This is a genomic window from Buchnera aphidicola (Aphis nasturtii) (assembly GCF_005083345.1).
In the GTDB taxonomy this organism is placed as follows: Bacteria; Pseudomonadota; Gammaproteobacteria; order Enterobacterales; family Enterobacteriaceae; genus Buchnera; species Buchnera aphidicola_R.
Window position 1 is genome coordinate 100,087 of sequence record NZ_CP034888.1, and the last position, 13,651, is coordinate 113,737.

13 protein-coding genes are annotated in these 13,651 nt (G+C 25.7%); 12 read left to right on the forward strand and 1 reads right to left on the reverse strand.

Translation table 11 applies throughout. The features are described 5' to 3' along the window. Positions 1-235 precede the first annotated feature (235 nt). The gene (gene aroC, locus D9V63_RS00490) at positions 236-1,312 is read right to left on the reverse strand and encodes a chorismate synthase (protein ID WP_158368389.1); all 1,077 of its coding nucleotides are present in this window, start codon (positions 1,310-1,312) and stop codon (positions 236-238) included. A gap of 210 nt (positions 1,313-1,522) precedes the next feature. On the opposite strand from aroC, the gene smrB reads away from it, so the two are divergent. The 12 genes from smrB (at position 1,523) to metG (ending at position 13,646) form a co-directional block, all read left to right on the forward strand. Next, a complete protein-coding gene (gene smrB / locus D9V63_RS00495; protein ID WP_158368391.1) occupies positions 1,523-2,059 on the forward strand; it encodes an endonuclease SmrB in 537 nt (178 codons plus the stop codon). Positions 2,060-2,296: 237 nt separating this feature from the next. Then, positions 2,297-3,196: an ATP phosphoribosyltransferase gene (gene hisG, locus D9V63_RS00500; protein ID WP_158368393.1), complete on the forward strand. Its 900-nt coding sequence runs from the start codon at positions 2,297-2,299 to the stop codon at positions 3,194-3,196. A 6-nt stretch (positions 3,197-3,202) separates the two neighbouring features. Continuing rightward, positions 3,203-4,516: a histidinol dehydrogenase gene (gene hisD, locus D9V63_RS00505; protein ID WP_158368395.1), complete on the forward strand. Its 1,314-nt coding sequence runs from the start codon at positions 3,203-3,205 to the stop codon at positions 4,514-4,516. Continuing rightward, on the forward strand, positions 4,506-5,579 hold the full coding sequence (gene hisC, locus D9V63_RS00510) for a histidinol-phosphate transaminase (protein ID WP_158368397.1): 1,074 nt from the start codon (positions 4,506-4,508) through the stop codon (positions 5,577-5,579). The genes hisD and hisC overlap by 11 nt, the downstream gene beginning before the upstream one ends. 24 nt (positions 5,580-5,603) lie before the next feature. Continuing rightward, a complete protein-coding gene (gene hisB / locus D9V63_RS00515) occupies positions 5,604-6,665 on the forward strand; it encodes a bifunctional histidinol-phosphatase/imidazoleglycerol-phosphate dehydratase HisB (protein WP_158368399.1) in 1,062 nt (353 codons plus the stop codon). Next, the gene (gene hisH, locus D9V63_RS00520; RefSeq protein WP_158368401.1) at positions 6,665-7,258 is read left to right on the forward strand and encodes an imidazole glycerol phosphate synthase subunit HisH; all 594 of its coding nucleotides are present in this window, start codon (positions 6,665-6,667) and stop codon (positions 7,256-7,258) included. The genes hisB and hisH overlap by 1 nt, the downstream gene beginning before the upstream one ends. A gap of 4 nt (positions 7,259-7,262) precedes the next feature. Then, entirely contained in the window at positions 7,263-7,997 is a 735-nt protein-coding gene (hisA, locus tag D9V63_RS00525) for a 1-(5-phosphoribosyl)-5-[(5-phosphoribosylamino)methylideneamino]imidazole-4-carboxamide isomerase (protein ID WP_158368403.1), read from the forward strand. Beyond that, positions 7,979-8,755, forward strand: coding sequence for an imidazole glycerol phosphate synthase subunit HisF (hisF, locus tag D9V63_RS00530; RefSeq protein WP_158368405.1), 777 nt, complete (start codon positions 7,979-7,981; stop codon positions 8,753-8,755). Before hisA ends, hisF begins: the two co-directional genes overlap by 19 nt. Then, positions 8,749-9,363 carry a bifunctional phosphoribosyl-AMP cyclohydrolase/phosphoribosyl-ATP diphosphatase HisIE gene (hisIE, locus tag D9V63_RS00535; RefSeq protein ID WP_158368407.1) on the forward strand — a complete coding sequence of 205 codons (615 nt, stop codon included), beginning with the start codon at positions 8,749-8,751 and terminating at the stop codon, positions 9,361-9,363. Before hisF ends, hisIE begins: the two co-directional genes overlap by 7 nt. A 362-nt stretch (positions 9,364-9,725) precedes the next feature. Continuing rightward, complete coding sequence (gene gndA, locus D9V63_RS00540) at positions 9,726-11,141, forward strand: NADP-dependent phosphogluconate dehydrogenase (RefSeq protein ID WP_158368410.1); 1,416 nt, start codon at positions 9,726-9,728, stop codon at positions 11,139-11,141. A 160-nt stretch (positions 11,142-11,301) separates the two neighbouring features. Next, the gene (gene dcd, locus D9V63_RS00545; RefSeq protein WP_158368412.1) at positions 11,302-11,883 is read left to right on the forward strand and encodes a dCTP deaminase; all 582 of its coding nucleotides are present in this window, start codon (positions 11,302-11,304) and stop codon (positions 11,881-11,883) included. Positions 11,884-12,002: 119 nt separating this feature from the next. Continuing rightward, entirely contained in the window at positions 12,003-13,646 is a 1,644-nt protein-coding gene (gene metG, locus D9V63_RS00550; protein ID WP_158368414.1) for a methionine--tRNA ligase, read from the forward strand. The last annotated feature ends 5 nt before the right edge of the window (positions 13,647-13,651 follow it).

The window sequence follows — 13,651 nt, forward strand, 5'->3', positions numbered from 1 at the left end:
TTACTGTAATATAAATATAAGAAACTAAACATCAATAAGTCATTATAGTATATAACATCATTATTTTTAAATATTTCTCGTTTTAACGTTTATAATTTTTTATAGTGATATTTTTTATTAATTTTATAAAAACTTATGTTTTTAATTGTTTAAAACAGACATTTACAATTATTTAACAATGATTTTATTATGCTACTAAATATTTAATTTTAGTAGCACAAATTTTTTTAATGAATTAAATACTAATTAATTTTTTATCACATTGAGCTCTAAATCTTAATATATGATCCATAATCACAATTGCAACCATTGCTTCAGTAATTGGTACAGCTCTAATTCCTACACACGGATCATGTCGACCTTTTACTACTATTTCTGATATTTCATTGTTTATATTAACTGTTTGCCCTGGTATTCGTATACTTGAAGTGGGTTTAAATGCTGCTTTTAATATAATATTTTCACCATTACTAATACCTCCTAGTATGCCACCAGAATGATTACTTTTAAATCCATTTGGACTCATTTCATCTCGATTTTGACTGCCTCTTTGATTTACGACTAAAAAACCATCTCCAATTTCTACTCCTTTAACTGCGTTAATACTCATTAATGCGTGTGCTAAATCTGCATCTATTCGGTCAAAAACTGGTTCTCCAAGTCCTATAGGAACATTTTCAACAATAATTGTTATTTCAGCTCCGATTGAATCACCTGCTTTTTTTAATTCTTTAATTAATTTTTTTATGTTTTCTATTTTTTGTGGATTAGAACAAAAAAAAGGATTTTTGTTGACTTCCTCCCATGATTTAAATGAACATTGAATATCACCTATTGCTGATAAATATCCTCGAATTATTATTCCATATTTATTTTTAAGATATTTTTTTGCAATAGCTCCAGCTGCGACTCTCATAGCAGTTTCACGTGCAGATGCTCTTCCTCCTCCTCGATAATCTCTAATTCCATATTTTTTTTCATAAGTATAATCAGCATGTCCTGGTCTAAATAAATTTTTTATTTCTTTATAATCTTGAGATCTTTGATCAGTATTATGAATAATCAAACCAATACTTGTTCCAGTTGTTATATTATTAAAAACTCCGGAAAGTATTTGAATTTGATCTGATTCACATCTTTGTGTAGTATATCTAGAAGTACCAGGTTTTCTTCTATTTAAATCATTTTGTAAATCATTAGAAGATAATTTCAAACCTGGGGGTACACCATCAACTATACAACCCAACGCTCTTCCATGTGATTCACCAAAAGTTGTTACACAGAATATTTTCCCAATTGTATTTCCAGCCATATTTTCTTCTTTTTAATTGTTTTATATTGAAATAAATTGTATTTGAATCACATAACTACCTAGAAAATAAAAATTTTTTATTAGACAATATAATGATAAAATTTTTATTTGTTGTTTTTATAAAAACTAAATTATATAATCAAAAAAATATTTCTTAAAACAATAATTTTAAATAATGTGAATTTATATCAGATTTGGTAATAGATGATTATGAACAAAAATCGAGAATGTACTAACAATAGAAGTACTTCGTTTCGTCAATACATAAATGATACACGTGAAATCATACAAGATACGATATTTCATTCGAGAATAAATAAAGTAGTTAATCAAAATACAACATTAAAAAGAAATTTTTTTGAAGAAGAAGCTAATAGTTATTATTTTTCTTGTTTTCAAAATGAAAAAAATTTTTTTAAAGAAAATCCAGTTTCTTATATGCGTAGTAAAAATTCAAATAATATTTTAAAAAAATTAAAAAAAGGAAAGTATTTACCAGATATTTCTCTTGATTTACATGGATTAACACAGTATCAAGCACAAAAAAAACTAGGTCAACTAATTACAATTTGTCAAAAAGAAAAAATTTTTTGCGCGCATATTATACATGGATATGGAAAAAATATTTTAAAAAAGCAAATACCTTTTTGGCTATCTCAACATCCTGATATAGTTGCTTTTCATCAAGCCCCTAGAGTTTTTGGTAGTGATGCTGCTATTATAGTTATTATTGAAGTTTATAATTAAAAATGAATAAGTTAAAAATATTTTTAAAATATGTTTGTAATTAAAATTCACTCAAATTTAATTGATATATTTTTATATTTAAAAATATTTTCTCCTTAGATTTAATAATAAACAATATTGATTTAAATAAAATAAAAAATTTTTTTAAAACCCTTATTTTTTGGGTTTTTTTGTTTTATAGAAAGTTCAATTTTATAAATTGATTTTTAAACATAAAAATGTTACAGGATTTTGAAGATGTTAAATAATAATCGCGTACGTATAGCTATGCAAAAAACTGGTCGTTTAAGTAGTGAATCTATAAAATTATTAACTTTATGTGGGATTAAAATTAATTTAAAACAGCAAAAATTAATAGCATTTGCTCAAAATATGCCTATCGATGTTATGTTAGTGCGTGATGATGATATTCCAGGATTAGTGATGGATGGAGTCGTTGATTTAGGTATAGTCGGAGAAAATGTTTTAGAAGAAGAGTTGCTTAATCGAAAGTCACAAAATTTAGATAGTTCTTATGTAACCCTAAGGCGTCTTGATTTTGGTATTTGTAGATTATCTCTTGCAATTCCTATTAATACTACTTACATTGGAATAGAATCTGTAAAAAACTTTAGGATAGCTACTTCGTATCCTCATTTATTAAAAAAGTATTTAGATCGAAAAAATATTAACTTTAAATCGTGCATGTTAAATGGTTCCGTAGAAGTAGCACCTAGAGCAGGTTTAGCTGATGCTATTTGTGATTTAGTTTCAACAGGGGCTACCTTAGATGCAAACGGATTACGTGAAGTAAAGGTGATATTTCGCTCGCATGCATGTCTTATTTGTAAAATAGGAAATATTAATATTGCAAAGAAAGAAGTGATTAATAAATTAATGACTCGAATTAAAGGTGTAATCAAAGCGAGAGAATCAAAATATATTATGTTGCATGCCCCGATTAATAAACTTGATGAAGTAATATCTTTATTACATGGCGCCGAAAGACCGACAATTTTAAAATTAGCTGGTGATAAAAATCGAGTCGCTATGCATATGGTAAGCAGTGAAACATTGTTTTGGGAAACAATGGAAAAATTAAAAGATTTAGGAGCTAGTTCGATTTTAGTTTTACCTATTGAAAAAATGATGGAGTAAAATTTTATGAACTATTTTAATACAATTATTGATTGGAATAAGCTAACTGCTGATAAGCAAAAAAAAATTTTATCACGGCCTATTTATTTAGAAAAAAATATTGTTAAAAAAAAAGTAAAAGAAATAATTAAAAATGTTAAAGTTTTAGGAGACCAGTCTGTAAGAGATTATACTAATTTATTTGATAAATATTTGTTAAATACATTTCAGTTATCTCAAAAACGTATACTATCTTCTTTATCGAAAATTGATCCTGTATTACAAAACGCAATTGCTGTTGCAAAAAAAAATATTACTTTATTTCATAAAGCACAAATTATACCTGAAATAGATATTGAAACGCAAGTTGGAATACGCTGTCAGCAAATATGTTTACCCTTAAATTCCATTGGAATTTATGTTCCTAATGGAATAGCTCCTTTATTATCTACTGTTTTAATGCTTGGTATACCTGCTAAAATTTCGGGTTGTAAAGAAGTTATATTATGTTCACCTCCTCCTATTAGTGATGAAATTATTTATACTGCAAATGTCTGTGGTATTAATAAAATATTTCAAATAGGCGGTGCTCAAGCTATTTCTGCTATGGCATTTGGAACTGAAAGTATTCCTAAAGTAGATAAAATTTTCGGACCAGGAAATTCTTATGTTACAGAAGCAAAATTACAAGTTAGTTCTATGTTAAACGGACCAGAAATAGATATGTTAGCTGGTCCTTCTGAGTTGTTAATTATTTCTGATAAAACTTCTAATCCAGATTTTATTGCTGCTGACTTATTATCCCAAGCAGAACATGGAACATCTTCACAAGTAATATTGTTAACTTCTTGTATTGAATTAGCAAAAAAAGTTGTTTTATCTATTAATAAACAATTAAGAAATTTTGTTAGATCGTTTGATATATATACTGCTCTAAAAAATAGTGCAATAATTTTAACAAAAAATTTACTTGAATCTATTAATATATGTAATACATATGCACCAGAACATCTAATTATTCATACAAAAAAACCAAGATCATTACTTCATCATATATTAAATGCTAGTTCGATTTTTTTAGGTCCTTGGTCTCCTGAATCAGCAGGTGATTATGCTTCTGGAACGAATCATGTTTTGCCAACATATGGTAAATCTATTTCAAGATCTGCTCTGGGTTTATCTGATTTTAAAAAACGTATATTAGTACAAGAATTAACATCTCAAGGATTTATGGATTTATCAAATACTCTTGAAGCCCTATCTAAAGCGGAAAAATTAGAAGCTCATTATAATGCTGTTAGCATTCGAAAAAATTTCCTTAAGGATAAATATGAAAGATAGTATAATGCATTTAGTTAGATCAAATATAGCAACTTTGGAACCCTACCAATCAGCTAGGCGTATTGGAGGAAATGGTCATACATGGTTAAATGCCAATGAATGCCCTATATCTAGTCCATTTACAACTAATATTACATCATTTAATCGTTATCCTGAATCTCAACCTAAAAATTTAATTTCATCTTATGCTAATTATGTTCATTTGGCTAATAATCAAATTTTAGCTACTAGAGGTGCCGATGAAGGTATAGAATTATTGATTAAAGCTTTTTGTGATCCTGGGGAAGATTCAATTATTTGTTGTCCTCCAACTTATGATATGTATGCTATAAACGCAAGTATTTTAAACGTTCAAGTAAAGGAAATTCCTACGCTTAAAGAGACTTGGAAAATAGATTTAGAAAATATTCAACGTAATCTTAACAAAGTTAAATTAATATATATATGTAATCCTAATAACCCTACTGGAAATCTTATTTCAAAAAAAGATATTATAAATTTATTAAAAATAACTTTAGGATTGACTCTGGTAGTAATAGATGAAGCATATATAGAATTTTCTTCTAAATATAGCATGGTGAATTTTTTACAATATTATCCACATTTAATTATTTTGAGAACTTTATCTAAAGCATTTTCATTAGCAGGTATAAGATGTGGTTTTACGTTAGCAAACAAAGAAATTATTAGTATTTTAAACAAAGTAATTAGTCCATATCCAATTTCTACAATTGTTGCTGATATTGCTACACAAGCATTAAGTGAAATTGCAATAAAAAAAATGAAAAGTAGAGTTTTAAAACTTAATTGTAACCGTGATTGGTTAATTGATGAATTAAAAAAAATTTCTTTGGTGAAAAAAATTTTTAATAGCCACGCTAATTATATTTTAGTTAAATTTCATATGTATAAAAAAATATTCCAGAAATTATGGGAAAAAGGTATAATTTTAAGAAATCAGCATCATAAAATTAATTTAAAAAAATGTTTAAGAATATCAATTGGCTCTGATTCAGAATGCTTACGTTTAATTGAAGAAATTAAAATTTTGTCTAATATATAATATCTCAATTATAAGGTTTAATAAATGAAACAAAAAATGTTATTTATTGATCGAGATGGCACTTTAATTGATGAACCTAAAGATAATTTTCAAATTGATAAAATTAATAAAATTATATTGAAAGATAATGTCATTTCTTCATTATGTGAATTAATGAAACTGAATTATAAATTTATTATGGTTACTAATCAAGATGGTTTAGGAACTGAATCATTTCCATTAGAAAAATTTAATATACCTCATTTTTTTCTTTTAAAAATTTTTCGATCAGAAGGAATAGTATTTGAAGATATTTTAATTTGTCCACATTTTAAACATGATAACTGTAAATGTAGAAAACCTAAAACTCAATTATTAAAAATATGGCTAAATAAAATTGAAAAAAGCCGAAGCTATGTTATTGGTGATCGAATAACAGACATGGATTTAGCAAAAAATGTGCAATTACAAGGTATACAGTATCAAGAAAATCATTGTAATTGGAAAACAATTGTAAAAGAAATTAAACGAAAAAATAGATTTGGAGAAATTTTCCGAGAAACAAAAGAAACTTCTATACATGTAAAAGTATGGTTAGATTTAGAAAATTCTAGTGATATTGATACAGGAATAAATTTTTTTGATCATATGTTGGAGCAATTATCAATACATAGTGGTATTTCTATTTATATAAAAGCTAAGGGCGATTTAAAAGTTGATGATCATCATACTATAGAAGATACAGGTATTGCTTTAGGAGCAGCGTTATTACAAGCGTTAGAAAATAAGAATGGAATATCGAGATTTGGTTTTGTTTTACCTATGGATGAAAGTATAGCAAAATGTGTAATTGATTTATCAAATCGTTCATATTTAAATTTTAAAGGTTTTTTCCGATATCAATGCGTTGGTGATTTAAGTACTGATATGGTAGAACATTTTTTTTATTCTCTTTGTCAATCTATGAAAATTACTTTGCATTTATCGTTCAAAGGAAAAAATGATCATCATTGTATTGAAAGTTTATTTAAAGCATTTGGTAAAGCATTACGCCAAGCAATAAAAATAGAAGGGGAAACATTACCAACATCAAAAGGAATATTATAGTGACAATAGTGATATTAAATACTGGATGTGCTAATTTAACATCAATTAGAATAGCTATTAAGAGATTAGGATATATTTCTCAAATTACTTCTAATCCTGATCTATTACTAAAATCTAAAAAATTAATAATACCCGGTGTAGGAACTGCTGAAGCAGTGATGAATATTTTACATCAAAAAAACTTAGTTGATATTATCAAAAATATGAAACAACCTGTATTAGGTATTTGTCTTGGAATGCAAATTTTGTGTCGATTTAGTGAAGAATGTAATGGAACACAAACAATTGGTGTTTTAAATAACAATTCCACTATTCTTTTAAAAAATACAAATTTGTCTTTACCTCATGTTGGTTGGAATTGTATTAGCTTCAATAAACCGCATCAATTATTTAAAAATATTAAACAAGAATCTAGATTTTACTTTGTACATAGTTATATTATACCTATTGGAACATATACTTTAGCAACAAGTAATTATGGCATACCTTTTAGCTCTGTTATTCAAAAAAATAATTTTTTCGGAGTTCAATTTCATCCAGAAAAATCAGGTGATATAGGCTCTCAATTACTGAAAAATTTTTTAGAGATATAATTTTATGATTATTCCAGCATTTGATTTTTTAGAAGGAAAAGCAGTTCGTTTATATCAAGGAAATTATTTAGATAAAAAGTTTTATAATATAGACCTGTATCAACATTTAAAAGACTTAAAAAAACAAGGGGTCAAAATTATTCATTTAGTAGATCTAAATGGTGCAAAAAAAGCAGAAAATAGACAAATTAAACTTTTTCAAAATATTATATCTTATACTAAAATTCCAATTCAAATCGGCGGAGGAATACGAACTGAAAATGATATAAATACATTATTTAAATTGGGTTTTGAAAGAGTTGTTATTGGGTCTTCTGCAATAACAAACAAATTCGAAGTAAAAAGATGGTTAAAAGTTTATGGATCTAATAAAATTGTTTTAGCATTAGATATCAATATTATGAATAATAAAAAAAAAATATCAATCAATGGCTGGGTTAAAGAAACAAATTATACATTAGAAGATGCAATAGATTATTTTTCTTCTGAACACTTACAACATGTGCTTTGTACAGATATATCTAAAGATGGTACTTTATCTGGTCCTAATATTACATTATATAAAGAAATTGTAAAAAAATTTAAACATATTCAATTTCAAGCATCAGGAGGAGTGTCAAATTTATCGGATATTATTTCCTTAAAGCAAACTGGAGTGAATAGTATTATTATTGGTCGTAGTTTATTAGAAAAAAGATTTACAATAAAAGAGGCTTTAGAATGTTGGCAAAACGAATAATAGCATGCCTTGATGTAAGTCATGGGGTAGTAGTAAAAGGTATTCAATTTAAAAATCATCAAATTGTAGGCGATATAATTCCATTAGCTAAACGTTATGCAAAAGAAGGTATTGACGAATTAGTTTTTTATGACATCACTGCCGCTACTAAAAATACTGTAGTAGATCGAAGTTGGATAGAAAAAGTAGCAGAAGTTATTAATATTCCCTTTTGCGTCGCTGGTGGCATTAAAAGTGTAGAAGATGCAAGAAATATATTAACTTTTGGCGCTGATAAAATATCAATTAATTCTGCTGCATTAATAGATCCTACTTTAATAACAAGAATTGCTGATTGTTTTGGTGTGCAATGTATGGTTGTAGGAATTGATTCATGGTTTGATAAATTGAGTAAACGTTATATGGTGCAACAATATACAGGTGATGTAAATCGTACTTACCAGACTTCCTGGAAAACATCTAATTGGATAAAACACGTTCAAAAATGTGGTGCTGGAGAAGTTGTATTAAATATGATGAATCAAGACGGATTACAAAACGGATATGATTTATTACAATTAGAGAAAATGAGAAAAATATGCAAAGTACCTTTAATTGCATCAGGTGGAGCAGGAAATTTAGAGCATTTTTATGAAGCTTTATGTTATTCTAATGTTGATGGCGTATTAGCTGCTTCTGTTTTTCATAAAAATATAGTTAGTATAAAACTTTTAAAAGATTTTTTAATTCAAAAAGGAATAGAAATTCGACAATGTTAATCAAACAAAAAAAAATACTAAGATTAGATTGGAATAAAACTAATAACATGATGCCGACAATTATACAAGATGTTTTATCTAACGAAGTTCTTATGCACGGTTATATGAATCAAGAAGCTTTTTTAAAAACACAAAAAGAAGGTTTTGTTACTTTTTATTCTCGTAGTAAAAAACGTTTATGGACAAAAGGTGAAACTTCAGGAAATTTTTTAAGAGTAGTAGAAATAACCACAGATTGTGATAATGATTCATTATTAGTTTTAGTTGAGCCCATTGGAAATACATGCCATTTAAATAAAAAAAGTTGTTTTTTTTTAAAAAATCATCATTTGTCTTTTCTTTATGAATTGGAAAGAACAATAGAAAATAGAAAAAATAATAATTTCAAAAATTCTTATACATCTAGTTTGTATAAATCTGGAACTCATCGAATAGCTCAAAAAGTAGGTGAAGAAGCTGTAGAGACAATATTAGCTGCTATGAAAAAAGATACAAATGAATTAATCAACGAATCTTCAGATTTAATTTATCATTTACTTGTATTACTACATGATCAAAATTTAAATTTTAATTTAATTATTGAAAACTTAAAAAAAAGAAAACAATAAGATTATAAAATTTTTATTTTTAAATTGATGTTTTATAAAATAATTAATAAAAACAATATTTAATTTATAATATTTTAAGTTTATTTTAATTTCAAAAAATTTCAATAAAATTCATATATATTAACAACATATATAAATTTTTCTTATTGTAAAAATCAAATAAAAAACAAAAATCTATAAAATTAAAAGATATATAATCAATTTCAAGAATTGTAAAAATCTTATTTTTTATACATTTATTAAAATATTTTCATTTTTTAATGAAAAATTGAAAATAATTGTAATATCATTTATTGTGTAATAAATATAATTTAATAGAGTGATTAAAAATAAATAATATATTTTTAGAATTGGAGAACAAAATGTTAAAGCAACAAATTGGTGTTGTAGGTATGGCTGTAATGGGTCGAAACTTAGCATTAAATATTGCAAACAAAAACTATCGTGTGTCTATCTTTAATAGAACTAGATTAATAACGGAAGAAATAATTAAACAAAATAAAGGAAAAAACATTTTTCCATATTTTTCTATTAAAGATTTTATAGAATCTCTAATAAAACCAAGATGTGTATTATTAATGATAAAAGCGGGATCTCCTACAGATAATACTATACTCTCTATTCTTCCTTATTTAGAAAAGGGAGATATATTAATTGATGGAGGTAATACTTTTTATAAAGATACAATTAGAAGAAGCAATGATCTTCTTAGCAAAGGTATACATTTTATTGGTATGGGTGTTTCAGGCGGTGAATTTGGTGCATTAAATGGTCCTTCTATTATGCCTGGTGGATCAAAAGAAGCATATAAACTTATTTTTCCTATTTTAAAAGATATATCTGCTAAATTTAATGAAGAATCTTGTGTGACTTATATTGGTCCTAATGGTTCTGGTCATTATGTAAAAATGATTCATAATGGCATCGAATATGGTGATATGCAACTAATTTCAGAATCATATTTCATCTTAAAAAATTTATTAAATTTAAACAATGAAGAACTTGCGAATGTTTTCTCTGATTGGAATAAAGGAGAATTAAATAGTTATCTAATTGAAATAACAAAAAATATTTTTTTAAAACAAGATGAAAAAAATCGTTATGTATTAGATTTAATTTTAGATGAAGCAGAAGATAAAGGTACTGGTAAATGGATTAGTAAAAATGCTTTAGAACTTCGAGAGCCACTTACGTTAATTACAGAATCTGTTTTTTCAAGATATTTATCTTCACTTAAAAAACAGCGTATTATTGCTTCAAAAGTTCTAAGAGGACCTACTTTACAACGCATACCATCTGAAAATAAAAAGCTATTTATTGAAGAGGTTCGAAAAGCTTTATATTTAGGAAAAATCATTTCTTATGCCCAAGGTTTTTCTCAATTAAAAAAAGCATCAGAACAATATTCTTGGGATTTAAAATATAGTGAAATTGCTAAAATTTTTAGATCAGGATGTATTATTCGAGCGAAATTTTTAGAAAAAATAAAAGATGCATTTAATATCGATAATAATATAGATAATTTATTATTAACACCCTATTTCTCAAATGTATCTAATGAATATGAGAAATCTTTACGACATGTTGTGAGATATGGAATTAAATATGGGATTCCTGTTCCTACTTTTTCTTCTGCTATATCATATTATGATAGTTATCGAACTTCTTCCTCATCAGCTAATTTAATTCAAGCACAAAGAGATTATTTTGGCGCGCATACTTATAAAAGAACTGATACATCAGGATATTTTCATACAGATTGGTTAAGTAAAAAATAATTTAAACTATAAATATTTTAGTTTTTTAAAACAAAGTTGATTATATAATTTATTATGAGTTTAATGTTTTGAAATAGCAGAAGATGTTTAAATATATCTTTCTGCTATTAATAAGTGTATAAGTCATGAATATAAAGCTATTAAAATTATAGGAAAAATCATGCGTTTATGTGATCAAGATATTGAAGAATGGTTAGCTACAAAAAAATTAATTATTACACCTTATCCTAGCAAAGAACTTATTAACGGCGTTACTGTAGATATACATCTTGGAAACAAATTTCGTATTTTTTATGATCATACTATATCTTGTATTGATTTAAGCAGTTCGCAAGAAAAAATATCTAAAAATTTAAAAAAAATAATGAGTAATGAAAGATTATTTTCCCAAAAAAATCCATTTTTTTTAAAACCAAAATCTTTAGTATTGTTTTCAACTTTAGAAAGCATTACATTGCCTGATAATTTAGTTGGTTGGTTAGATGGTCGCTCTTCTTTAGCAAGGCTTGGGCTAATGATTCATGTAACATCTCATAGAATTGATCCTGGTTGGAATGGTAATATAGTCTTAGAAGTTTTTAATGCTGGCAATTTAACATTAGTCTTATCTCCAAAAATTAAAATTGCTGCATTAAGTTTTGAATTACTTTCTAAATCAGTTTCTCGATCTTATAGTTCTCGTTGTGAATCAAAATATAAAATTCAGACTGGAGTGGTTCCTAGTCGTATTTATAAAGAATAAATATTTTTAAGTATTTAACAATTTATAAAAAAATTATTTAGATATTTGTACAATAATAACTTTACGATTATTTTTTTGTATATTATATTACTTATTTTAATAAACGAAATATTATTTTTATGTCTATTCAAGCTAGAAAAATTTTAGTTACTTGTGCATTACCATATGCTAATGGTCCAATTCATATTGGACATATGCTGGAACATATTCAAGCAGATATCTGGGTGCGTTATCAAAGAATGCGAGGGCATGAAGTTTGGTTTATTTCTTCCGATGATGCACATGGTACTGCAGTTATGTTACGTGCGAAAAATTTAGGAATATCAGAAAAACAGTTAATAAAAAATACTCAGAAAGAACATACAATAGATTTTATGAACTTTAATATTTCTTATGATAATTATCATAATACACATAGCGTAGAAAATTTATTTTTAATCAGAAAAATATTTTTTTCTTTATGTAATAAAAAATTGTTAAATAAGAAAAAAATTGTTCAATTTTATGATAATCAAGAAAAAATATTTCTTCCGGATAGATTTGTCAAGGGAACATGTCCTGTTTGTTATGCAAAAAATCAATATGGAGATACCTGTGAAGTATGCAGTTCGATTTATGAACCTATAGATTTAATTAATTCTATTTCGGTCATTTCAGGTACACCGCCTATTCTAAAAGAAACTGAACATTTATATTTTGATTTACCAAGTTTTTCAGATATGTTAAATAAATGGATATATTCTGGTATATTGGAAAAAACAGTAATTAATAAAACAGAAGAATGGTTAAAATTAGGTTTAAAAAAATGGTGTATTTCTCGTGACGCACCATATTTTGGATTTAAAATTCCAAATTTTTTAAATAAATATTTTTATGTTTGGCTAGATGCGCCCATTGGTTATATTAGTTCATTTAAAAACCTTTGTTTAAAAAACAAAAATATAAATTTTAATGAGTTTTGGGATAAAAACGCTAAATCCGAATTATATCATTTTATTGGAAAAGATATTATCTATTTTCATACATTATTTTGGCCTGCTATACTAGAATCATCTGATTTTCGAAAACCTAGTGGTATTTTCGTTCATGGTTATCTTACAATGAATGGATTAAAATTATCAAAATCTCGAAATTTTTTAATTACAGCATCAGATTGGCTAAAATATTTTGATTCTGATAGTTTACGTTATTATTATGCGAGTAAATTAACAAATAATATTAATGACATTGAAATGAATTTAGATGATTTTATGTATAAAATAAACAATGATATTGTGAATAAATTAGCAAATTTAGCATCAAGAAGTGCTAGTTTTATTCATAAATATTTTAATGGATATTTATCTGATAAATTAGATGATTACAACTTGTATCAATCCTTTGTGGATACAACTAAAAAAATAGAAAATTTTTTTGAAAATAGAGAATTTAGTTTAATTATTAAAAGTTCTATGAAATTACTAGACGTTGCAAATCAATATATAAATGAAAAAAAACCTTGGACGATTCAAAAAAAAGTAGAGAAAAATAATGATTTACATATGATTTGTACTATGGGAATTAACTTATTTAGAGTAATTATGATTTTTTTAAAACCCATTTTACCTACTTTATCTAAAAAAACAGAACTATTTTTAATTTCAAATCTTATTTGGAATGATATTCATAAACCTTTATTATCGCATAAAATAACAGATTTTCCAAGATTATATGAAAGAATCAGTTCTGATAAGATATTACAATTATTTAAGTTATTTAAATAATTAAA